The sequence below is a fragment of the Spiribacter roseus genome (assembly GCF_002813635.1).
GTDB lineage: Bacteria > Pseudomonadota > Gammaproteobacteria > Nitrococcales > Nitrococcaceae > Spiribacter > Spiribacter roseus.
Window position 1 is genome coordinate 985,242 of the sequence record NZ_CP016382.1, and the last position, 22,188, is coordinate 1,007,429.

Annotated in this window: 18 protein-coding genes; 5 read left to right on the forward strand and 13 right to left on the reverse strand. The window is 67.0% G+C overall.

The window, feature by feature from the left end; all coding sequences use genetic code 11:
* Positions 1 to 45: 45 nt before the first annotated feature.
* The 13 genes from urtE to BBH56_RS04955 all read right to left on the reverse strand — a co-directional run bounded on the left by urtE (position 46) and on the right by BBH56_RS04955 (position 11,141).
* Positions 46 to 735: an urea ABC transporter ATP-binding subunit UrtE gene (urtE, locus tag BBH56_RS04895; protein WP_148122125.1), complete on the reverse strand. Its 690-nt coding sequence runs from the start codon at positions 733 to 735 to the stop codon at positions 46 to 48.
* 3 nt (positions 736 to 738) lie between these two features.
* Positions 739 to 1,575: an urea ABC transporter ATP-binding protein UrtD gene (gene urtD / locus BBH56_RS04900; RefSeq protein WP_110882618.1), complete on the reverse strand. Its 837-nt coding sequence runs from the start codon at positions 1,573 to 1,575 to the stop codon at positions 739 to 741.
* Positions 1,572 to 2,702, reverse strand: coding sequence for an urea ABC transporter permease subunit UrtC (gene urtC, locus BBH56_RS04905; RefSeq protein WP_148122126.1), 1,131 nt, complete (start codon positions 2,700 to 2,702; stop codon positions 1,572 to 1,574). The genes urtD and urtC overlap by 4 nt, the downstream gene beginning before the upstream one ends.
* 3 nt (positions 2,703 to 2,705) lie before the next feature.
* Positions 2,706 to 4,322: an urea ABC transporter permease subunit UrtB gene (urtB, locus tag BBH56_RS04910; RefSeq protein ID WP_148122127.1), complete on the reverse strand. Its 1,617-nt coding sequence runs from the start codon at positions 4,320 to 4,322 to the stop codon at positions 2,706 to 2,708.
* Positions 4,323 to 4,374: 52 nt separating this feature from the next.
* Positions 4,375 to 5,691, reverse strand: a complete 1,317-nt coding sequence (gene urtA / locus BBH56_RS04915) for an urea ABC transporter substrate-binding protein (RefSeq protein WP_186295119.1) — start codon at positions 5,689 to 5,691, stop codon at positions 4,375 to 4,377.
* A 163-nt stretch (positions 5,692 to 5,854) separates the two neighbouring features.
* Positions 5,855 to 6,481 (reverse strand): urease accessory protein UreG, encoded by a 627-nt coding sequence (gene ureG, locus BBH56_RS04920; RefSeq protein WP_016353337.1) that lies wholly within the window; start codon positions 6,479 to 6,481, stop codon positions 5,855 to 5,857.
* A 29-nt stretch (positions 6,482 to 6,510) separates the two neighbouring features.
* Complete coding sequence (locus tag BBH56_RS04925) at positions 6,511 to 7,248, reverse strand: urease accessory protein UreF (RefSeq protein WP_404828026.1); 738 nt, start codon at positions 7,246 to 7,248, stop codon at positions 6,511 to 6,513.
* The gene (gene ureE / locus BBH56_RS04930) at positions 7,184 to 7,636 is read right to left on the reverse strand and encodes an urease accessory protein UreE (RefSeq protein WP_148122128.1); all 453 of its coding nucleotides are present in this window, start codon (positions 7,634 to 7,636) and stop codon (positions 7,184 to 7,186) included. Before ureE ends, BBH56_RS04925 begins: the two co-directional genes overlap by 65 nt.
* A 9-nt stretch (positions 7,637 to 7,645) precedes the next feature.
* Positions 7,646 to 9,349 carry an urease subunit alpha gene (gene ureC / locus BBH56_RS04935; protein ID WP_148122129.1) on the reverse strand — a complete coding sequence of 568 codons (1,704 nt, stop codon included), beginning with the start codon at positions 9,347 to 9,349 and terminating at the stop codon, positions 7,646 to 7,648.
* Complete coding sequence (locus BBH56_RS04940; protein WP_144348401.1) at positions 9,346 to 9,654, reverse strand: urease subunit beta; 309 nt, start codon at positions 9,652 to 9,654, stop codon at positions 9,346 to 9,348. The genes ureC and BBH56_RS04940 overlap by 4 nt, the downstream gene beginning before the upstream one ends.
* A complete protein-coding gene (locus tag BBH56_RS04945; protein WP_144348402.1) occupies positions 9,651 to 9,986 on the reverse strand; it encodes an urease subunit gamma in 336 nt (111 codons plus the stop codon). Before BBH56_RS04945 ends, BBH56_RS04940 begins: the two co-directional genes overlap by 4 nt.
* 9 nt (positions 9,987 to 9,995) lie before the next feature.
* Positions 9,996 to 10,835 (reverse strand): urease accessory protein UreD, encoded by an 840-nt coding sequence (locus BBH56_RS04950; protein ID WP_148122130.1) that lies wholly within the window; start codon positions 10,833 to 10,835, stop codon positions 9,996 to 9,998.
* On the reverse strand, positions 10,836 to 11,141 hold the full coding sequence (locus tag BBH56_RS04955; RefSeq protein ID WP_144348404.1) for a hypothetical protein: 306 nt from the start codon (positions 11,139 to 11,141) through the stop codon (positions 10,836 to 10,838).
* Positions 11,142 to 11,320: 179 nt separating this feature from the next.
* Between BBH56_RS04955 and BBH56_RS04960 the strand changes: the two genes are divergently transcribed.
* The 5 genes from BBH56_RS04960 to recD all read left to right on the forward strand — a co-directional run bounded on the left by BBH56_RS04960 (position 11,321) and on the right by recD (position 22,186).
* Positions 11,321 to 12,313: an asparaginase gene (locus BBH56_RS04960; RefSeq protein WP_148122131.1), complete on the forward strand. Its 993-nt coding sequence runs from the start codon at positions 11,321 to 11,323 to the stop codon at positions 12,311 to 12,313.
* Positions 12,314 to 12,409: 96 nt separating this feature from the next.
* Positions 12,410 to 12,958, forward strand: coding sequence for a porin family protein (locus BBH56_RS04965; protein WP_110882607.1), 549 nt, complete (start codon positions 12,410 to 12,412; stop codon positions 12,956 to 12,958).
* A gap of 153 nt (positions 12,959 to 13,111) precedes the next feature.
* Positions 13,112 to 16,579: an exodeoxyribonuclease V subunit gamma gene (gene recC / locus BBH56_RS04970; protein WP_148122132.1), complete on the forward strand. Its 3,468-nt coding sequence runs from the start codon at positions 13,112 to 13,114 to the stop codon at positions 16,577 to 16,579.
* Positions 16,576 to 20,286, forward strand: coding sequence for an exodeoxyribonuclease V subunit beta (recB, locus tag BBH56_RS04975; RefSeq protein ID WP_157809095.1), 3,711 nt, complete (start codon positions 16,576 to 16,578; stop codon positions 20,284 to 20,286). The genes recC and recB overlap by 4 nt, the downstream gene beginning before the upstream one ends.
* Positions 20,279 to 22,186, forward strand: coding sequence for an exodeoxyribonuclease V subunit alpha (gene recD, locus BBH56_RS04980; RefSeq protein WP_157809096.1), 1,908 nt, complete (start codon positions 20,279 to 20,281; stop codon positions 22,184 to 22,186). Before recB ends, recD begins: the two co-directional genes overlap by 8 nt.
* Positions 22,187 to 22,188: the final 2 nt, after the last annotated feature.

Here is a 22,188-nt window from a genome sequence, read left to right on the forward strand (position 1 = left end):
CCATCCGTGAATCGGTCTCTGCCTACCTAGCCTAACGCCAATCGGCTACACCGTCAGGTAGCGCTGGACAAGATCGTCCCCCAGCTCGTCCATACGGCCGTCCGCCACCGAACGACCGCGATCGAGGATGACGAAGTGATCCGCGGTGCGACGGGCGAAGGGCAGCTTCTGCTCGACCAACAGCACGGTCATCGCCTGATCGCGGTTCAACCGCTGAATCACGTCACCGATCTCGCGGACGATATTGGGCTGAATGCCCTCAGTGGGCTCATCGAGGATCAGCAGCCGAGGCTCCAGACACAATGCCCGCCCAATCGCCAGCTGCTGCTGTTGCCCGCCGGAAAGATCACCACCCCGGCGGTGGCGCATATCATGGAGCACCGGAAACAGCTCGTGGACGAGCGTCGGGATGTCACGGCGGCCCACCGAGGTCCGGGCGACCCGCAGGTTCTCTTCCACGCTAAGCAGGGGGAAGATCTCGCGGCCCTGGGGGACATAACCGATGCCCCCACGGGCGCGCTGCTCGGCGGGTCGCGACTCGATGCGGCGACCATCGAACTCGATCTCTCCGGATGCTGCCGGCAGCAGGCCCATCACCGTTTTGAGCACCGTGGTCTTGCCGACGCCGTTCCGGCCCATCAGGCAGGTACAGCCCTGGTCCGGGACCTCGCAGTCCACATCCCAGAGGGTATGGCTCTCGCCGTAGTACTGATTCAGCTTGCGTATCGACAGCATGCCCTACTCTCCGAGATACACCTCGACCACGCGGGGGTCGGCCTGGACGGCATCCATGGACCCCTCGGCAAGGACTGAGCCCTGGTGCAGAACGGTAACCGTGCGGGCGATGGAGCGCACAAAGTCCATATCATGCTCGACCACCACCACCGAGTGGCGACCCGCAAGACGCTGCAGCAGCTCGCCGGTGCGGTCCATTTCCTGATGCGTCATCCCGGCGACCGGCTCATCGACCAGCAGCACCTGGGGGTTCTGCATGAGCAGCATGCCGATCTCCAGCCATTGCTTCTGGCCGTGGGAGAGCTGCCCGGCACGCGAATGCCCGGCCGACTGCAGCCCGATCTCGGTGAGCACTGAATCGATACGATCCCGCGACTCGCCGTCGAGATGCTGGCGCAGTGTGGACCAGACACCGCGCGGGCCGGCCATGGCCAGTTCCAGGTTCTCGACCACCCGATGCTCGGGGAATACCGTCGGTTTCTGGAATTTCCGGCCGATCCCGGCACGACTGATGTCGGTCTCCTGCATGCGCAGCAGATCCAGGCGCTGGCCCAGCCACGCCTGCCCCTGATCGGGCCGGATGCGGCCGGTGATGACGTCCATCATGGTGCTCTTGCCGGCGCCATTGGGCCCGATGATGCAGCGCAGCTCGCCGACATCGATGTACAGGGTCAGGGCATCCAGCGCCCTGAACCCGTCGAAGCTGACGGTGACGTCCTCGAGGTAGAGGATCGGGCCATGACGGGTATCGACGCGCCCCGCCTCGAGGGGGTCCGGCATCATGAAGTCGAACACCCGATCCCGGCGCATGACCTCGCGCGGTCTGTCCAACAGGCTCATGAGCGGTCCTCCCGGCGCCTGAAAAGGCCCACCAGTCCACGCGGGAAAAACAGGGTGACCGCGACGAACAGCCCGCCCAGGGCGAACAGCCAGAGCTCGGCGATCATCGCCGTCAACAGCGTCTGGGCATAATTGACCAGCGCGCCCCCCAGTGCCGCGCCGTACAGCGTGCCGCGGCCGCCCACCGCCACCCAGACCACGATCTCAATCGAGTTGAGCGGTGAGAATTCGCTCGGATTGATGATCCCCACCTGGGGGACATAAAGCGCCCCGGCCAGTCCGGCCAGCATCGCCGAGAGCGTCCAGATCCAGAGTTTGTAGTGATCGGTGCGATAGCCCAGCGAGCGTGTGCGTGGCTCGGCATCGCGCACGGCCCGGACGACACGGCCGGCCCGCGAGCGGACCACCATGCGACAGAGCAGATAGGCCAGCCCAAGCGCGAGCGCTGAGGCCACGAACAGCGCCAGGCGTGTCTGGGGATCGGAAAGGCTGAACCCCAGGATATCCTTGAAGTCGGTCAGGCCGTTGTTGCCGCCGAATCCCATCTCATTACGGAAAAACGCCAGCATGAGGGCATAGGTCATCGCCTGGCTGATGATGGACAGATACACCCCGGTGACCCGCGAACGGAACGCGAGCCAGCCAAAGATGAAGCCGAACACGCCGGGCACCAGCAGGACCATCAACGCGGCAAACCAGAACTGATCAAAGCCGTACCAGAACCACGGCAACTGCTCCCAGCCCAGAAAGACCATGAAATCCGGCAGCACCGGATCGCCATAGACCCCGCGGTCGCCGATCTGGCGCATCAGGTACATGCCCATGGCATATCCACCCAGGGCAAAAAACGCACCATGCCCCAGGCTGAGAATGCCCGCATAGCCCCACACCAGATCGAGGGCCAGCGCCAGCAGGGCGAAGCACAGATAGCGGCCGAGCAGATTGACGGTGTAGTCGCTCACATGAAACGACGACGACGGCGATACCCCCTGGTTGAGGATCGGTATCACGACAATCAGTACCGCGAGCGCACCCAGCAGTATCCGGCCACCCATGTCGCCATGCAGCAGCCGCCGCCAGGGGCGCTCGGGAATCAGCCGGGTGGCCGAGGATTGCGGGGTCGCCATGCCTCAGCCCTCCGATGCCGCGCGACCACGCTGGGGGAACAGTCCCTGCGGGCGGCGTTGGATGAACAGGATCACGAACACCAGGACCAGCACCTTGGCGAGAACGGCGCCGGTTTCGGGCTCGAGGAATTTATTGAGCACGCCCAGCGACAGCCCGCCGACCAGTGTGCCCCAGAGACTACCGGCGCCCCCGAACACCACGACCAGGAATGAGTCGATGATGTAGGCCTGACCCATATTGGGGCCGACATTGGTGATCTGCGACAGCGCGACACCGGCAAGGCCGGCGACACCCGCCCCCAGGCCAAAGGTCAGTGCATCAATGCGCGATGAACTGACCCCCACGGCCCGGGCCATGGCGCGGTTCTGTGACACCGCCCGCACCTTGAGGCCCAGCGTGGTGCGCTTGAACAGCAACAGCAGCAACCCGAACACCAGAAACGAGAACGCAATCACATAGAGCCGGTTGAGCGTCAGGCTGAGGGCCGCATTGACCTCGATGGCGCCGCTCATCCAATCCGGCGTACTCACCTGGCGGTTGAGTGGCGAGAACACCGTCCGCACCAGCTGCTGGAGGATCAGGCTGATACCGAAGGTGGCGAGCAGCGTTTCGAGCGGCCGCCCGTACAGAAACCGTATGACTCCGCGTTCGATGGCCACGCCAAACGCCCCGGTGACCAGGAAGGCCGCCGGAATCGCGACGAACAGCGAATAATCGATTGCATTGGGCATCAACAGCTGGACCACATAGGTGGTGTAAGCGCCGAGCATGATCAGCTCGCCATGGGCCATGTTGATGACGCCCATCACCCCGAAGGTGATGGCCAGCCCGAAAGCGGCGAGCATGAGGACCGATCCCGCCGACAGACCAAAGAAGATCTGCTCGCCCAGTCCCCAGAGATCCCGCCGCTCCTCGATGCCGGTCAGGATCTCAGCGGCACGGGCCTGGACGGCCGAATCGGGGTCGTTTTGTGCCAGCCGCCGCACCTCATTGCGCACCCGATTGCGCAGCGAGCCATCCAGTGTTTCCAGCGCTTCCAGCCGGATCGCCGCCTCGGGGGCATCAAGGCGCGCCAGGCCGATGGCCAACGACATATCCCGGCGAATCGCATCGACGGGCTCTTCCGCCACGAGGCCCTCCATGCGCTTGGCAATCGCCGGGTCGGGGGATTCCAGCAGGCGCTCGACCGCCTCGCTACGCGCCTGGCGATCGGGGCTGGAGAGTCCCGCCAGCGCCAGCATCTTGCGCGCTTCGGTGCGAACTGCGTTGTTGATGCTCACCCGGCGGATTTCGTACTGCGAGGCTTCGCCGACCCGCTCGCCACTGAGCGGATCGGTCACCGCGAATCCCGAATCAAGGCTGTCGGCGATGACGATCTCGCCACCCCCGATCCGAAAGTACAGCCGGCTGTCGAGAAGGGCCTGCAGCACGGGCACTGCCCGCGGGTGGCCACTCTCGGCAATCGTGCGGACCGCCGCTGCCTTGTCATCAAAACTTCCCTCATTGAGCTGGCGCAGACTCGAGACCAGCGCCTCGTCATCCGCCGCTCCGGCGGGCGACGCCGTCAGACCCAGGGCCATGAGCAGACTGACCAGCATGCATCGGGCAAAGCGTTTCATGAATGATCCCTCAAGGCGCTGCCCCACCGGCGGCGGGGCAGCGTCGCCATGGTCAGTCGCCGTAGTCCTGACCTGAACACACGCCGGTCTCGACGTTGTAATTGCCGCAGACCAACGGTGCCCGCCAGCTGGCGATGATGTCGCTGCTCTCGGGGAGATAGTCCGACCAGGCATCACCGGCCACTTCGCCGTTGGTTTCCCATACCACCGAGAACTGCCCATCAGGCTGGATCTCACCGATCATCACCGGCTTGGTGATGTGGTGGTTGGGCATCATGGTGGCGTAGCCGCCGGTGAGATTGGGGACGGTCACGCCGATGATCGCGTCCTGCACCGCTTCAACGTCGGTTGTACCGGCCCGGCGCACGGCCTCGACCCACATGTTGAAGCCGATGTAATGGGCCTCCATCGGATCGTTGGTGACCGCCGAGGTATCATCCTTGAACTCGTGCCACGCCTGGATGAACTCGACGTTCTCCGTGGTCGGCGCGCTCATGAAGTAGTTCCAGGCGGACATGTGACCGACCAGCGGTTCGGTGTCGATCCCGGCAAGCTCCTGCTCACCCACCGAAAAGGCCACCACCGGAATATCCGAGGCGGAAACGCCCTGGTTGGCCAGCTCGGTGTAGAACGGGACGTTGGCGTCACCGTTGATGGTCGAGACGATGGCGGTCTTCTCACCCTGGCCCCCGAAGTCGCGCACATCCGAGACGATGCTCTGCCAGTCGGAATGCCCGAACGGCGTGTAGTTGATCATGATGTCTTCCTCGGCCACCCCGTTATCCATGAGGTACTGCTCGAGGATCTTGTTGGTCGTGCGGGGATAGACATAGTCGGTCCCCAGCAGCGCGAAGCGCTCCACGTCCAGTTCATCCATCAGGTAATCAACCGCCGGAATGGCCTGCTGGTTGGGTGAGGCCCCCAGATAGAACACATTCTCGGAGGATTCCTCGCCCTCATACTGCACCGGGTAGAAGAGCAGCCCGTTGAGCTCTTCGAACACCGGCAGGACGGACTTTCGCGAGACCGATGTCCAGGTGCCGAACACCACGTCAACCTCGTCGTCCGCCAGCAGCTGCCTTGCCTGCTCGGCGAATCGCGGCCAGTCCGAGGCCGGGTCCACGACCACCGGTTCGATTTCGCGGCCAAGCAGGCCGCCGTTCTCGTTCTGCTGCTCGATGAGCATCTCGACGGTTTCCTTGAGGGCCGTCTCACTGATCGCCATCGTGCCGGACAGTGAATGCAGGATGCCGACCTTGATCGGATCCTCCTCCTGGGCCAGTGCGCTGTTGCCTCCCAGGCCAAGCGCCAGAACGCCAGCGGCAAGCGTACTTGCCATGCCGTTATGCAGTCGCTTCTTTGCGTACATGCGTGAACTCCTTTGAAGTGAATCACCAGGCCGACCATCGGCCTGTTCACTGGATAGCAATTAACGTGCCAGCTGTTCGGGCTACCGCCCGGCAGGCGTCAACCGGTGTCGCATGCGCCACACTGGTGCGGGCGCGACCGGCGATTCACGCTCGTAGTGCACGCTAGGCCACCGAGCGCGCCAGCATGCCCTCCCGCAGGATGAATTCAATGATGCCCTCAACGCCTTCTCCGGCGGCGATGCTCGCAAGCTGGAACGGGGCCTCGCCGCGCATCATGCGGCTGTCACGGGCCATCACGTCGAGCGACGCCCCCACCTGCGGCGCGAGGTCGGTCTTGTTGATGACCAGCAGGTCAGAGCGTGTGATGCCGGGGCCGCCCTTGCGCGGGATCTTGTCGCCGGCCGAGACATCGATGACGTACAGGGTCAGATCGGAGAGTTCCGGCGAGAATGTGGCCGAGAGGTTGTCGCCACCACTTTCAATGAACACCACATCGAGATCACCGAAGCGCGCCTGCAGATCGGCGACCGCGGTGAGATTCATCGAGGCATCCTCGCGGATGGCGGTATGCGGACACCCACCCGTTTCAACGCCGACGATGCGCCCGCTGGGCAGTGCCTCGTGGCGCGAGAGAAACTCGGCATCCTCGCGGGTGTAGATATCATTGGTCACCACGGCAAGCGACAGGCGCTCGCGAAGCGCCCGGCACAGCGCCAGCGTGAGGGCGGTCTTGCCGGATCCGACCGGTCCACCGATACCGACGCGCAGCGGAGTGGGGTTATCTGTCATGACGGGGCATCCTCCGGAATTGTGATCGTTCAGCTGCGAAACAGCCGTGAGTACTGGACCTCGTGCCAGCCGCTGGCCAGGCTGACGCCCGGGGTGGTGGCACCAATGGATTCATCATCGAGGGCAGCGGCGTTGTCGACGGCCCCGGGGATGGCGTCCGCGATACGAAGCAGCGCACGCTGACCGGCGCTCTGCCCCAGGGGAACGAGCTTGACCGCCGCGGCCACCTGATTCTCGGACCAGGCCCAGGCATAGCCGAGGGCGGCCTGATCCATGCCGATGGCCCAGCGCGCGGTGGCCAGGGCGAAGGCGGTGGCCCAGGTGACATCGCGGTCGCGGTCGAAAGTGAGCGCCTCGCTGATGCCGAACTCACCGAGCAGCCGCATCAGTGCCCGGCCGATGTGAATATCCTCGGCGCGCAGCTCAGCGGTTTCCCGGGCCGCGAGCAGACGACTGGTCCAGACCTCGACCGCCGGGCGGTCATCGCGCTGCCAGGCGGCCTGCAGACGCGCCAGTACCGGCAGATCAAGCGCCCCGATCCCGCTCGGCAACTGACCGCCAACCCAATCGACCAGAGACGGCTCGTCGCCCACCCAGCCCTGCTCAATGGCGGTCTCCAGACCGGCCGAGTAGGCGTAGGCGCCCACCGGCAGTGTCGGGCTCAGCAGCTGCCACAGCCGCAGCGTTCGGGCATCGGTGCCATCAACCATGATGATGACCACCGCCGGCGTAGGCCCCGGACTCGGGTTGGAAAGGGGCGGTTTCATGCGTGGGCTCAGCGCCCAGCCCGCGCACCATCTCATCGAGCACATGGTCATGGCGGTAGCGCAGGTAGCCCTTGGCCACTTCCAATGGCGTATGCCGATTGCCCAGATGATAGGCGGCCCGCAGCAGCACCAGCGGATCGTCCGAGCGCACCGTGCTGACCGGCTCGGGCGCGGCCTCGACGCGGTAGATCCGGCCGGTGTCGTCAGCCAGTCCATCACCCGCGCGCAGGGCCGCCCCCCCGCGCTCGAGGATCACGCCGATGACCTCGCCGTTATCCAGCATGGCCCGAAACCGCGAGCGCTCACGTTGCTCGATGGTCAGGACCAGCGTGCCGACCACCTCCTGATCCGCCGCGAGGGCCCCGAGCCGTTGTGTCAGTGTCTCCATGGCAGCCCCTCAGAAAAGGAAATAGCGCTGTGCAAGCGGCAGCTCAACCGCCGCTTCGCAGGTCAACAGCTCGCCATCGGCGCGGACCTCGTAGGTCTGCGGGTCGACACTGACCTCGGGCTGCCAGTCATTGAGCTTCATATCGGCCTTCCCCACGTCGCGGCAGTCCTTGACCGCCACCAGGCGCTTGTCCAGGTCCAGCCGCCCGCCGATGCCCGCTTCGATCGCGGCCTGGGAACAGAAAGTCACCGCGGTCTCGGCCACCGCCCCACCATGGGCGCCGAACATGCCCCGGTAATGCACCGGCTGCGGCGTGGGGATCGACCCGTTGGGATCACCCATCGGCGCGGCGGCGATCATGCCGCCCTTGACGATCGTGCCCGGCTTGGCGCCGAAGAAAGCTGGCTTCCAGAGCACCAGATCGGCCAGCTTGCCCACCTCCAGCGATCCCACCTCGTGGGCGATCCCGTGTGCGATCGCCGGGTTGATGGTGTATTTGGCGACGTAGCGCCGGGCCCGCAGGTTGTCATGCCGATCGTTGTCCTCGGCGAGTGGCCCGAACTGCACCTTCATCTTGTGGGCGGTCTGCCAGGTGCGGGTGATCACCTCGCCGACCCGACCCATGGCCTGCGAGTCGGACGCGATCATCGAGAACGCACCGCGGTCGTGGAAGATGTCCTCGGCGGCGATGGTCTCGCGCCGGATCCGCGATTCCGCAAAAGCGACATCCTCGGGGATGGCCGGGTCGAGATGGTGGCAGACCATGAGCATGTCCAGATGCTCATCGATGGTGTTGCGGGTGTACGGGCGCGTCGGATTGGTGGACGACGGCAGAACGTTGGACTGCCCGCAGGCGCGGATGATGTCGGGGGCGTGGCCGCCGCCCGCGCCTTCGGTGTGATAGGTGTGAATGGTCCGTCCCCTGAACGCGGCGAGGGTGTCCTCGACGAACCCGGACTCGTTCAGGGTATCGGTATGAATGGCCACCTGGACGTCGTACTGCTCAGCGATGTCGAGCGCGTTATCGATCGCCGCCGGCGTCGTCCCCCAGTCCTCATGCAGCTTGAGCCCCATCGCCCCGGCCTGCATCTGCTCATGCAACGAGTCGGGCAGGCTCGCGTTGCCCTTGCCCATGAAACCGAGATTCATCGGGAAGGCCTCGGCGGCCTGCAGCATCCGGTGGATATTCCACGCGCCCGGCGTACAGGTGGTGGCGTTGGTACCGGTCGCCGGACCGGTGCCGCCGCCCAGCATGGTGGTCACGCCTGACATCAGCGCCTCTTCAATCTGCTGTGGGCAGACGAAGTGGATATGCGCATCAATGCCCCCGGCCGTCACGATGCTGCCCTCGGCGGCGAGCACCTCAGTGCCGGGGCCGATCACGATATCGACGTGGGGCTGGGTATCGGGATTGCCGGCCTTGCCGATGCCTGCGATCCGGCCGTCACGGACCCCGATGTCAGTCTTATAGACACCGGTGTAGTCAATGATCAGGGCGTTGGTGATGATCAGATCGACGGCGGTTTCATTATCACGCTGACTCTGGCCCATGCCGTCGCGGATGACCTTGCCGCCCCCGAACTTCACTTCATCGCCGTAGCAGGTCAGATCCCGCTCGACTTCGACGAACAGCTCGGTATCCCCCAGCCGGACGCGATCGCCGGTGGTCGGGCCATACATCTCGGCATAGGCCGATCGCTCAATCGAGGTCATTCCAACTCCCCCATGACTGCGGCGCGAAAGCCATAGATCGCGCGATCACCGGCGTAGGCCACCAGCTCGACCTCGCGGGACTGCCCCGGCTCAAACCGCACGGCGGTGCCGGCCGGGATGTTGAGCCGGTAGCCGAGCGCGGCGTCGCGATCAAACTCCAGCGCGGGATTGACTTCGTGGAAATGGTAGTGGGATCCGACCTGAATCGGCCGGTCACCGGCGTTCGCCACTCGGACGGTCAGGGTCTCCCGCCCCGCGTTGAGCGCGATCTCGCCGGCCGCCGTGATCACCTCGCCGGGAATCATGATGACACCGCCTGGCCGTCATCGGCCGCTTCAGCAATGGGGTCGTGAATCGTCACCAGCTTGGTCCCGTCGGGGAAAGTCGCCTCGACCTGGACCTCGCTGAGCATTTCCGGGATGCCGGGCATGACCTGCTCGCGGCTCAGCAGCTGCGTCCCCTCGCTCATCAGTTCCGCCACGCTGCGGCCATCGCGCGCGCCCTCGACGATGGCGTTGGCGATGTAGGCCATCGATTCCGGGTAGTTCAGTCGAACCCCCCGATGCAGGCGCCGCTCGGCGACCATCGCGGCGGTGGCGAGCATCAGCTTGTCCTTTTCTCTCGGCGTGAGTTGCATGCGTCCTCCTCAGGTATTCCAGATTCGGGGCCGACACATCGGCCGCCCCATCAACAAGGGGCGCAACGCCGCCCAGAGGCGCTCGCGCAGGGCATATCCCTCAAGCGCGCCCGCCCCCCGCCAGCGCACGACCAGCAGATCCTCCAGTCGGGTCGCCGAGGCCTCGCCCGGCATTGCGGCCAACACCCCGCGCGCCGCCGTCAGCGCATCGGCATCCGTCGGGCCGGCCACCAGGGTGGCGAAGGCCGGCTGGCCGTTGAGGCCCCAGGGCGCTTCCACCGCGCGGCTACCGCCCTCGATACGGGTATGTTCCAGCAACACCGGCCGTCCCTCGCGCCAGACCTCGAGACGCTGGCGGAGCGATCCCGACTCGAACGGCAGCCCGCCAGCCGGACGGCCCAGGCAGTTCAGCTCCCAGGCAAAGCAGCGGCTGTCAGCACCCAGATCAATACGGGTCAATGCCTCGACGATCGCCCCCGAGAACACGATCTGCTCCTGGGGCAGCCACTCCAGTGTCGCCCCGGGGGCGACGCGCAGGTTCTGGCGCAACGTCGCCGTGCGGCCCAGACTGCGGTAGAACTTGGTGGCACCGGGCGTCGTCAACAGGGCCCATGCCCCCTCCCGGACATCGGCGTCGAGGCTGATCCGATCACCCCCCACCACACCACCGGGGGGATGCAGGACATAGCTATGGCAGGGGGCGCCCTCGGGGTGAAAGCTTCGCTGCACCCGCAACGGCCCTTCATGACGCCGCCGCGCCAGCACGGTGCGTGCGGGGGTGGGCACGAAGGCGAGATCGAGCCGCGCCCGCCATCCTGGATCGGGGGCTGCCGGTGCCACCGCCGCCATTTAAACGGCGCCTGCGATCAGCCCGGTGCCAATCAAGGCGAACGCGGCCGCGGTACCGGCCAGCGACAACGCCGCCGGCGCACGACGGGCGTGCCGGAACCGGACACTGCCCACCACTGCGACGATGGCCAGCAGCAACGCGCCCACTCCGAGCATGGCCGGGGACATGCCCAGCACGTGGCCGGTGTCGGCGATGTGCCAGTGGAAGAACATCAGGCCGTGGCCGGTCTGCTCAGCGCTGTGCGCCCACGTCGCCGGGCTGGCGAGCAGCCCGGCAAGGCAGACGACGAGTGGATTCCGATGCATGCTTGGCTCCCTGATCGTGGTGATTGAGTAACGCCTCGCACTATGCAATTCGCTTGCCAAGCATCAGATCGGGGCAGAAACTCGCACAGGAATCACCACCGGTGCAGTTTTTTGCACCAAACCGGCTCATTTGGCACCAAATTGATGCAAATCGACTGACTCAAGGAGCGGCCTGCCCCATGATCCATCTGTTGACCACCGGCGGCACCATCGCCAGCACGCCCGGCACCAGTGGCCGTAACGTCGCCGGCGCGCTGCCCGCCGAGGCGCTGCTTGACGCCATCGATGCCGGCCTTGATGCCGGCCCCGCCGTGCACACCGAGTCGCTGCTGCAAAAGCCCAGCAACGCCATCAATGGCGAGGACCTGTGCCGGATCGCCGAGCGTTGCGAGACACGGCTCGCGGATCCCTCCACCGACGGCATTGTCATCACCCACGGCACCGATACGCTCGAGGACACCGCGTGGTTCCTTCAGCAGGTGCTGGGGGACTGCCCGCGACCGGTGGTGGTGACTGGCTCGCAGCGCGCCCTGCATGAGCGCGGCTCGGACGCACCGCGCAATCTCGTCGACGCCCTGCGTGTCGCCGCGGCGACGGGTTCGCGGGGCCAGGGCGTGCTGGTGGTATTCGACGAGGCGATCCATAGCGCGTCGCTGGTGCGAAAGATCAGCAGCTATCGCCTGACCGGATTCGGTTCGCCGGGTTATGGCCCGGTCGGTCACATCGACGGCACGATCCTCCGGTATCCCCTGAATGCCCGGATCCCGACGCCGATCCCACGCGGGCCGACGCTGCCGCGGGTGGATATCGTGCCGGCCGCCGCCGGCAGTGCCTGTCCCATTGATGCACTGCGGGGTGATGGCGCGCAGGGATTGATCATCGACGCCCTCGGCCGCGGCCAGGTGCCGCCCGACTGGGTCCCGGCCATCGCGCGCGCCCATGCGGCGGGCTGCCCGGTGGCGATCACTTCGAGCACCGGATCCGGGCCGGTGGCCGAAGTCTACGAATATCCCGGCAGCCTGGAGCGGGTCATCGCCGCCGGTGCGGTCGGCGCCGACACCCTCAGCGCCCGGCAGGCGCGCCTTTTGCTGATGCTGGTGCTGTCCACGCCCGAGGGCGCCGCCGACTGGCGCGCCCGCTTTGCGACCGCGGCGGGCTGGTCGACCGTCTAATCGTCGCCGACTTCTTCGTTGTGCGGACCATTGCGCGATACGGCGTCCGCCGCGTCGCTAGGCTCTCCGCGACTCGACAACAGCGGAGTAAGACCCATGCCCCACGCAAAAACCCTTCCCCTCGCCCTGCTTCTCGCCGCATCCGCCACACCCGCGCTCGGTGCCGACGCCGGCGACACCTATGCCGGCGGTGGCCTTGGCCGGGTCAGCTATGACACAAATGCCGACGTGACTCTCAACCCCACCGCCATCGTCGGCCGGCTGGGCTACCATGTCACCGATCACATCGCCATTGAGGCTCGCCTGGGTGTGGGCCTCTCGAGCGACGACACCGCTATCGACAGCGGCGGCAACGTCGAAATCGCGCTCAAACAGCTCGCTGGCGCCTATGCCGTTGGTCATCTGCCGATCACCCGGGGAGTATCGGTCTACGGTCTGGCCGGCTTCACCTATGGCCGGGCCGAGTTCACCGGCAGCGCGGGGGGTTTCAGTGACACGGCCAATGACACCGGGCTGTCCTGGGGCATCGGCAGCGAGGCGGCCCTGACCGACCGGATTTCGGGGTATGTCGAGTGGGCGAGCTACCTCGATCAGGATGCCTACACGGCCACCGCGATCACCGCCGGCGCCACCTATGGTTTCTAGCACCGCCAGGTGAGCATGACGGTCCAGGCGTGGCACTCTGGGAGGTGGGACTGGAAGGAGCGGCCACGCCATGGATCGATACCTGCGTCACTCAATGTCGCCGCCCGGCGGCAGACTGGAGGCCTTCATCGAGTCGGTCGGGAACGCGTTTGCATGACAGAGACATTCACGCCGGGGTTGGCGGCCATTCATGCCAACCGACTCGAAACGCTGCGCGACCTGATCGTCAGCCACCTGCAGGCCCATCCGCCCGCACCCCTCGAGTCGGAGACCTTTCTGGTGCAGTCCAATGGCATGGCGCAGTGGCTGCGTCACGCCTTCGCGGCATCCAATGACGGTGCCGGGGGCGGCGCGGGCATCGCCGCGGCCCAGCGGTTCGTGCTGCCGCAGTCGTTCCTCTGGCAGGCCTGCCGCCTGGTCCTCGGCGCCAGCCGGATCCCGGAGACATCGCCGTTTGACAAGACCCGCCTGCAGTGGCGGATCTATCGGCTCATCCCCGAACAGCTCGAGGCCCACCCGCAGACGTTCGCCGCCCTGGATCACTACCTGGGCGATGACCCCGACCCGCGCAAGCGCCATCAGCTCGCCCGGCGCCTCGCCGATCTGTACGACCAGTACCAGGTCTATCGCCCGGACTGGCTGGCCGACTGGCTGGCCGGCGACGACATCCTGCGCGACGGGCACGGCCAGACCACACCCCTGGATGCCAGCCTGCAATGGCAGGCGCAGCTCTGGCGGGCCCTCCATGCCGATATCGGCGCCGGCGCCGAAGCCCTCTCGCGGCCCGCCATCCAGGCGCAGCTGATCGCCGCGCTGGACGCGGCCGAACCGGGCGAATGGCCCGCGCTGCCACGGCGCCTGACCGTATTCGGCGTCACCTCGATGCCGCGGCCGGTCCTGGATGCCCTGCATGCCCTGTCGCGGCATTGCCAGATCCTGCAGCTGGTCCAGAACCCCTCGGGCTACTTCTGGGCCGACCTGGTCGAGGACCGCGACCTGCTCAAGCTGGACCAGCGCCGCCATCAACGCCACTTCGGTACGCCGGGACAGCCGCTGCTGGCGGCATGGGGCAAGCAGGGCCGCGACTTCATCGCGCTGCTCAATGAAATCGACCAGCCGGAGCGATACCGTGACTGGTTCCAGACCATTGACGCGTTCGAGCCACCGATCCCCGCGACGGCGTCGATCACCGACTATCCGCTGCTCGAGCAGATCCAGCAGGATATCTTCGACCTGACGCCCCTGCCCTCACCCGGGGAGGAGCGCCCCCTCGTCCGGGACGCGTCCATCCGCTTTCATCGTGCCCACAGCCGGCAGCGCGAGGTGGAGGTCCTCCATGACCGGCTGCTCGACGCCTTCGAGCAGGCCGCGCGGACGGAACGACCGCTGCGGCCGCGGGACATCATCGTCATGGTGCCCGACATCGACACCTACGCCCCGGCCGTCGAGGCGGTGTTCGGACGGCTCGACCGCCACGACCACCGCTATATCCCCTATACCATCGGCGATCGTCGCGCGCGCAGCGAAGCGCCCGTGGCCACGGCCATCGAACGGCTCACCGATCTGCCCAATGCGCGGCTCACCCTTGGCGAGGTTCTCGATCTGCTCGAGGTACCGGCGTTCCGCCAGCGCTTCGGGCTCGGCGAGGAGGATCTGATCATCCTGCGCGAATGGTGCCGCGACGCCGGCGTGCGCTGGGGACTGGATGCCGAGCGCCGCGAGTCCCTCGACATCGCCCGGGGTTTCGAGCAGAACAGCTGGCGATTCGGGCTTCGGCGCATGCTGCTCGGATATGCCGTGGGAGCCGGCGACGCCTGGCAGGACATCGAGCCCTACCCGGAAGTGGGCAGCCTGGATGCTGCACTGCTGGGACCTCTGCGCGCGCTGCTCGACACCCTTGAGCATCACGCGGCGGCGTTCCGTGAACCCGGCCGTCCCCGCGACTGGGCGGACCGGTTGAGCGCGCTGATCGACGACTGCCTGAGCCTGCAGGGCAGCGAAGAACTGGCACTGGAGTCGCGGCTCGCTGATGCCATGACCGAGTGGCTGAATGCCTGTGACGAGGCGGCCTTCAATGATCCCATCCCCCTCACGGTCGCCCGCGATGCATGGCTTGCCGTGCTCGAGGACGAAGGCCCCAGCCAGCGGTTTCTCGCCGGCCGCGTCAATATCTGCACCATGATGCCGATGCGCAGCATTCCGTTCCGGCTGGTCTGCCTGCTGGGCATGAATGACGGTGAATACCCGCGCACCCGGCCGCCCGTAGACTTTGACCTGATGGCCGCCGGTGGTCAGTACCGACCCGGCGATCGATCGGGACGCGATGATGATCGCTACTTGTTTCTGGAGGCGCTGCTGGCCGCCCGTGACCACCTGCATGTCAGCTGGATCGGACGCAATCCGCGCGACGACAGCGAGCTCCCCCCCTCGGTACTGGTCAGCCAGCTGCGTGACCACCTGGACCGCGGGTGGCGGCTCGATGAGCCTGACACCGACAGCACGGCGGTGACGCCGCATCTCACCGTCGACCATCCCCTGCAGCCGTTCAGCCCCCGTTATGACGGCCAGGGCGAATATTTCACCTACGCCAGCGAATGGCGGCACGACGCCCGGCCGATGGACGAATCGCCGGCACTCGGCCCGCCGTTACTGGCGTCACCGCAGGCCCTCGGCTTACGTGATCTGGCGACGTTCCTCAGCGACAGCGCCGGGCATTTTGCCGGAGAGCGGCTCAAGCTGCGCTTTGACGAGACCCGCGATGCCACGCCTGATAGCGAGCCTTTCGAGCTGGCCGGTCTCGCCCGTTACAGCGTTCAGGATGCCCTGCTGGCCCCCCTGCGGCGGCAAGACCCGCCCGATGACCCCGACCCGGCCATCGCCGCCGCCGGGGCACGGCTGCAGCGCAGCGGTGAATTGCCGGTGGCCGGCATGGGCCGGATCGCGCTTGATCAGTCCATCGCCCAGGCGCTGCGGGCCGCCCGGCGCTGGCAGGTCTGGCGAGCCAGGGGGCCAGCGCCGGAGCCGCCTCAGGAGCTGCGACTGAGCCGCGATGTCGACGATCAGCCCTTTGTCATCGAGGACTGGAGCGCCGATCTGTATCGACTCGCCGACGGTGAGCGGCTGCGTCTGGTGCTCAAGGCCGGCGACACCCTCAAGGCTGGCCACCCGCACTACCCGCGCCTGCTCAGCGACTGGGTGCAGCACCTGGCGCTCAATGCCGCCGGATTCAACGCCCGCAGCGTCATCATCGCCCACGATGCCACCCATTCCCTGCCGGCAATGCCCTGCGGATCGGCCGCAGGGCCTCTCGATGACATCCTGCGCGGCTGGCGAGCCGGGCTTGAACGCCCCCTGCCGCTGCCGGTACGCACCGTCTTTGCCCTGCTTGGACAGGCCCCCGACAAGCCCATCAATGCCGGGACGGCACGGCCGCATTACGAAGGCACGACTCGTCACCCCGGCGAGATGACATTCGCGGGCAACGGCGCATTGCGCCGGTGTTTTCCCGATGCCGACGCGCTGTTCGAGCCGTCCACCGACGCCAGCCCCCTTTTGGTTGCCTGGGCCACCCGGCTCTACCAACCCCTTATCGATGCACTGATCCGGGAGGATGGGTCGTGACCGAAGCACAGACACTCGACGTCCTCACCGCGCCCCTCGACGGGCAGCACCTGATCGAGGCAAGCGCGGGCACCGGCAAGACGTTCACCCTGACGGCGATCTATCTGCGTCTGGTGCTGGGACACGATCCGGCCAACCCGCAGCGCCGGCCCATGCTGCCGCCCGAGATACTGGTGATGACCTTCACCCGCGACGCGACCAAGGAGCTGCGCGACCGGATCCGCGCGCGGCTGGCCACCGCCGCCCGATGCTTTGCCGGTGCCGCCGATCCGCAGCCCGACGACACGATTCTCGCCGCGCTGCTCACCGCCTACCCCGACCCCGATGCCCGTCAGCGGCATGCCGATCACCTGCGCGCGGCGGCTGACTGGATGGACGAGGCAGCCATCTACACCATCCACAGTTTCTGCCATCGAATGCTCCAGCAGCATGCCTTCGAAGCCGGGACTGCTTTTGCCCTGGAGTTGAGTGAGGACACCGACCTGATCACGCGCGAGGCCATCGAGGACTACTGGCGCGAAACGGTCTACCCCCTCGATGAGGTCCAGCTGGGCGCTCTGGGCTTTGTGCTCAGCGGTCAATCGAACGACCCGCGACCCTCAGTGGAGCGCTTCGCGACCAACCTCAAAGCGCTGCTGAAGCGGCGCGATTCCCTGCCGGAGCCGTCCGGCGATGACCCGATGGCGGCGATCGCGGCCAGTGCCCGGCGCGCTGCGGAGGCGACGGACGCGCTTCGGCAGGCGGTGAAGAGCGATCTCGAGGGCTTTGAGCAGGCCCTCGCCGACGCCCGCGCCAGCCGCCGCCTGCGCGGCAACCGCAGGCCCACTGCCGGGACCTGGGCGAACACCCTCAAACCGGCCCTGGCGGAGTGGGCGGCCAACCCCGCTCAGCCACACCCGGGCATCGAGCTCGATCAGATCAGTCTGAGCACCCTGAATGCCGGCACCGCCAAGGACTGCACGCTGCCGGAAGCGCTCGCCGAGCACCCGATCGCAATCGCCGCCTACGCCCTGCAGTCCGCCCGGACGGCGCTCGCCGGCGCGGCGGCGCCGTTCTACGCCCATGCCGTGGGATGGGTGGCCCGACGGGTCGAGGCCACACAGCACCAACGCGGCGTCATCGGGTTCAATGACATGCTGACGCGCCTGCGCGATGCGCTTGATCAACCCGGCGCCGATACGCGCCTGGCGGCAACCATCCGCCGGCAGTTTCCGGTCGCGCTGGTGGACGAATTCCAGGACACCGACCCGGTGCAGTACCGGATCCTGCAGGCCATCTACCCGGCGGACGAATCCGCCAGCCTGATCCTGATCGGCGACCCCAAGCAGGCCATCTACGGCTTCCGCGGCGCGGACCTGGCGACCTACCTGAGCGCAGCCGCACGGATCCCCGCTGGCCAGCGCTACACCCTGGATCGCAACTATCGCTCAAGCACCGGCATGGTGGAGGCGGTCAATACCCTGTTCGGCCAGTCTCCGATGCAGCCCGGGCCCTTCCATCCGGATGCCATCGATTTTGCCCGGGTCGAGGCCAATGGCCGCAACGAGGCGCTGTGGATCGGCGAGCAGCCCGCGACCGCCATGACGCTCTGGCAGCTCGAGCCGCAGGACGCGCCTGACGAGAGCATCCCCCTGCCGGTCTACCGCCAGCAGATGGCTGAAGCCGGTGCCGAGCAGATCCGCCAGCTCCTCGACCGGGCCGCGTCCGGCGAGGCCCGGTTCGAAAACGCGGAAACATCCCGCGCCGTCCGGCCGGCGGATATCGCCATTCTGGTCCGCAGCGGCCAGGAGGCCGGTTTGATCCGCGAGGCCCTGCGGCGTCGGGGGCTGGCATCGGTCTATCTGTCGGATCGTGACAATGTCCTCAAGACCCCCGAGGCGGGAGATGTGCTGCGCTGGCTGCAGGCAATGGCCACGCCGGAATCCGAGCGCCGGGTACGCACCGCCCTGGGGACCGCCAGCATGGGTTATGACTGGGCAACGCTGGAAGGACTGTTCAGCGACGACGCGCGCTGGGAGGCTGCGCTGGAGCAATTCCAGGACTATGCCGAGCGCTGGCAGCGTCAGGGCGTCCTGCCCGCGCTGCGCCAGCTCATCCACGACCACGCACTGGCGTCGCGCCTGGCGACGCGGAGCGGTGGCGAGCGGACATTGACCAACCTGTTGCAGATCAGCGAGCTACTCCAGGAAGCCGCCGCCACGCTCGATGGCGCGGGCGGTCTGATCCGCTGGCTTGATGAAGCCATGCAGCATCGCGGCGAAACGCCCGCCGACGACCGCATCCTGCGTCTGGAAAGCGACGCGGCCCTGATCAAAGTGGTGACCATCCATAAATCCAAGGGCCTCGAATACCCACTGGTGTTCCTGCCATTCATCTGCAGCTACCGCAGCGCCCGGGCCGAGCCGCCCTTGGTGCGGACCACCGAGAAGGGTCCCGAAATCGCCTTTGACGCAGGGCGCGACGACACGGATGCCGCCCGGGATCGCCAGCAGGCGGAAGACATGCGCCTGCTCTACGTCGCTGTCACCCGAGCCATCCACGCCTGCTGGCTGGGAATGGCCCCCGTGCGCGGGAGTGCCCAGACGGGATCGGCGACGGTGCATCTGCAGCGCTCGGCCATCGGCCGCCTGCTTGGCTGTTCCGATGACATGCGCCCGATGGATCTGGGCCCCTGCCTCGAGGCACTGGCCGGCCAGAGCCCGGCATTGACCCGCGAGCGTATCCAGCCGACGCAGCCAGGCGCACCGGTGGCGACCACCGCGCTGGCCCCGGCGCCGGCCATGGCGGTGGCGCGCCACTACACCGGCCCGGCGCCGGGCCGGGCGCGATGGTGGATCGCCAGCTACAGCGCGCTGGTCGAGGACGGGCCGCGCGCCGCCATCCCCGGCACAGCGCAGGCGGACATCCTGGCCGAGGAAAGCCGCGATGCAGCGCCGACGCCCGCCGCACCGACGCAGACGGCGGCCGATTCCGTCGCGATGATCCCGGCCGGACCGGCCACGGGCACCCTCATCCACGCGCAGCTCGAGGCACTCGCCAGTCGGCGGTTTCCCGGCGCGGATGATCCCGCCTTCAGTACCATTGTCGAGCGTGGTCTGCGCGGACAGCGCTGGCAGCCCTGGGCACCGGCCATTCGGGACTGGCTGGCCGCCGTGACCGACACCGACCTGCCCCTGCCGGGCGCGGCACCGGTCCGCCTCAGCACTCTCGATGCCGGGGCGCTGGTGGCCGAGCTCGAGTTCCTGATGGCGGTGGGACGGGCCCGGGCGAGTCAGATCGACGCGATCATCCGCCGTCATACCCTGGCCGGCGTCGGCCGCCCCGCCCTGGGCGAAAATGAACTGAACGGCATGATCAAGGGCTATATCGATCTGGTCTTCTGCCACGAGGGGCGGTACTGGGTCATGGACTACAAGTCCAACCGCCTGCCGGCGAACAGCGACGCCCAGCCTTCCCGGGCGCTCGAGCAGATCGTTCGCGAGAAACGCTACGACGCGCAGTACGCGCTCTACCTGCTGGCGCTCCATCGGTTGCTGCGGGCGCGGCTCGGCTCCAGCTACGACTACGACACCCACGTCGGCGGAGCGATATGTTTTTTCCTGCGCGGCATCAACCAGAGCAGCCGCGGGATACATGCCGAACGCCCTGACCGGGCGCTTGTGGAATCCCTGGATGCGCTTTTCAACGAGGCCCCGGAGCATGTCTGAGATCGCGACCCTCCGAGCGCCGCAGCTGCCGGCGCAGCTCCATCAGTGGCTCGATGGTGGCTGGATCCGTTCCACCGATCTGGCGCTGGCCGCCCTGCTTGCCGAGAACGGCGGGGAGACCGACGAGGTCGTCCTGGGACTGGCCACGCTGGTCAGTTACACGGTGGGTGCGGGGCATATCCGCCTGCCCCTCGACACGCTCATGCAGACACCGGCAATGCTCTGGCCCGAACCCCCCGCGACCGACGGCCATACACCGACACCCGTCGAATGGCTCGGAGGACTGGCACTCGATACCCTGCGCGCGCATCTAACCGACGCGCGAAGCGTCGAGTCGGTCACCGCCGACGATGCAGCCGTCGCCCGGAACGGCACCACGCCGCTGGTACTGCAGGGCAACACCCTGTACCTGCGCCGTTACTGGGCCAACGAACGTCTCATCCAAACCGCCCTTGCGAGCCGGCTTGCAGAATCACTGCCGGCGCCTTCGGGACTCACGGACCGCCTTGACGGGCTTTTCCCGCGCACCGGGCGCGAGCCGGACTGGCAACGCATTGCCTGCGCCCTCGCCACGCGTTCGCGCTTTACCCTGATCACCGGCGGCCCCGGCACCGGCAAGACCCGGACGGTGCTGCGGCTTCTGGGGCTTTTGCAGGCCGAGCGCATGGACACCCACCCGGAAGCTCCGCTGCGCATCCGGCTGGCGGCGCCCACCGGCAAGGCGGCCGCACGGCTTGGCGAATCGATCAGTGGCGAGGTTGATGCCCTGCCGCTTCCAGCCGCCGTGCGCGACGCCATCCCGCGATCGGTCAGCACGCTGCATCGACTCCTCGGTCCGCGCCCTGGCAGCCGACGCTTCCGGCATGACCGCGACAATCCCCTGCATGCCGACCTGGTGGTGGTGGACGAGGCGTCGATGATCGACCAGGAACTGACCGCCCGACTGCTTGATGCCCTGCGCCCCGAAACGCGGCTGGTACTGCTCGGCGACAAGGACCAACTGGCATCCGTGGAGGCCGGCGCGGTGCTCGGCGAGCTCTGCGCCGGCATCGAGCAGCCCCACTACACCGCCGGGACCGTGGCCTGGGTGAAGGCCAACAGTGGCGACGATATCGCCACCTGGCAGGCCGGGGGCAGCGCGCTGCAACAGCAGATCGTCCGCCTGCGCGACAGCCACCGATTCGGGGTGGATAGCGGGATAGGGGCGCTGGCCGAGGCCGTTCGACGCGGCGATTCAGCCCACGCAGAGGCCCTGCTCGACAGCGATGCCGCCGACATTCAGCGTCTGAAGCTGACCGGTGGCGATGATGCGGGCATTGCGACAGCGGCCTGCCAGGGCTACCAGGCCTATCTCACCGAGCTGCAGGCCACGCGCCCCGTCCGTGATGACCGCGAGGCCACCGAGGAGTGGGCCCGCACGGTGCTGGCGGCTTTCAGCCGTTTCCAGGTGCTGACCACGGTCCGCCATGGCCCCCTCGGGGTCACGGGCCTCAATGCCCGCATTGCCGCGACACTGCAACAGAACGGACTGATCGATCGGGCCAGCGGCTGGTTTGAAGGCCGCCCGGTGATGATCACCCGCAACGATTACGAACTGGGCCTGATGAACGGCGATATCGGCATCTGCCTGATGACCCGTCTGCCCGGCGAACAGACCCCACGGCTGCGTGTGGTCTTTGAATGGCCCGACGGCCCCATCCGGCTGGTCCTGCCCAGCCGGCTTGACGCCATCGAGAGCGTATTCGCGATGACGGTGCACAAATCCCAGGGCTCGGAATTTGACCAGGTGCTGGTGGTGCTGCCCGAGGGTGGGCCCGGGCGAACGCGCCCGGAACTGCTCTACACAGCCGTCACCCGCGCCCGCAAGGGTGCCGTTATTGCCCATCCGCAGGCACACTAGGC

Excerpts from the sequence above, each read along its gene's own strand:
- ureE (WP_148122128.1), bottom strand. The coding sequence starts at position 7,636 with ATGGAGACACTGACACAACGGCTCGGGGCCCTCGCGGCGGATCAGGAG.
- urtB (WP_148122127.1), bottom strand. The coding sequence starts at position 4,322 with ATGAAACGCTTTGCCCGATGCATGCTGGTCAGTCTGCTCATGGCCCTG.
- recD (WP_157809096.1), top strand. The coding sequence starts at position 20,279 with ATGTCTGAGATCGCGACCCTCCGAGCGCCGCAGCTGCCGGCGCAGCTC.
- urtA (WP_186295119.1), bottom strand. The coding sequence starts at position 5,691 with ATGTACGCAAAGAAGCGACTGCATAACGGCATGGCAAGTACGCTTGCC.
- BBH56_RS04940 (WP_144348401.1), bottom strand. The coding sequence starts at position 9,654 with ATGATTCCCGGCGAGGTGATCACGGCGGCCGGCGAGATCGCGCTCAAC.
- recC (WP_148122132.1), top strand. The coding sequence starts at position 13,112 with ATGACAGAGACATTCACGCCGGGGTTGGCGGCCATTCATGCCAACCGA.
- BBH56_RS04950 (WP_148122130.1), bottom strand. The coding sequence starts at position 10,835 with ATGGCGGCGGTGGCACCGGCAGCCCCCGATCCAGGATGGCGGGCGCGG.
- BBH56_RS04925 (WP_404828026.1), bottom strand. The coding sequence starts at position 7,248 with ATGAAACCGCCCCTTTCCAACCCGAGTCCGGGGCCTACGCCGGCGGTG.
- urtE (WP_148122125.1), bottom strand. The coding sequence starts at position 735 with ATGCTGTCGATACGCAAGCTGAATCAGTACTACGGCGAGAGCCATACC.
- urtC (WP_148122126.1), bottom strand. The coding sequence starts at position 2,702 with ATGGCGACCCCGCAATCCTCGGCCACCCGGCTGATTCCCGAGCGCCCC.
- ureC (WP_148122129.1), bottom strand. The coding sequence starts at position 9,349 with ATGACCTCGATTGAGCGATCGGCCTATGCCGAGATGTATGGCCCGACC.
- BBH56_RS04960 (WP_148122131.1), top strand. The coding sequence starts at position 11,321 with ATGATCCATCTGTTGACCACCGGCGGCACCATCGCCAGCACGCCCGGC.
- BBH56_RS04955 (WP_144348404.1), bottom strand. The coding sequence starts at position 11,141 with ATGCATCGGAATCCACTCGTCGTCTGCCTTGCCGGGCTGCTCGCCAGC.
- urtD (WP_110882618.1), bottom strand. The coding sequence starts at position 1,575 with ATGAGCCTGTTGGACAGACCGCGCGAGGTCATGCGCCGGGATCGGGTG.
- BBH56_RS04965 (WP_110882607.1), top strand. The coding sequence starts at position 12,410 with ATGCCCCACGCAAAAACCCTTCCCCTCGCCCTGCTTCTCGCCGCATCC.
- BBH56_RS04945 (WP_144348402.1), bottom strand. The coding sequence starts at position 9,986 with ATGCAACTCACGCCGAGAGAAAAGGACAAGCTGATGCTCGCCACCGCC.
- ureG (WP_016353337.1), bottom strand. The coding sequence starts at position 6,481 with ATGACAGATAACCCCACTCCGCTGCGCGTCGGTATCGGTGGACCGGTC.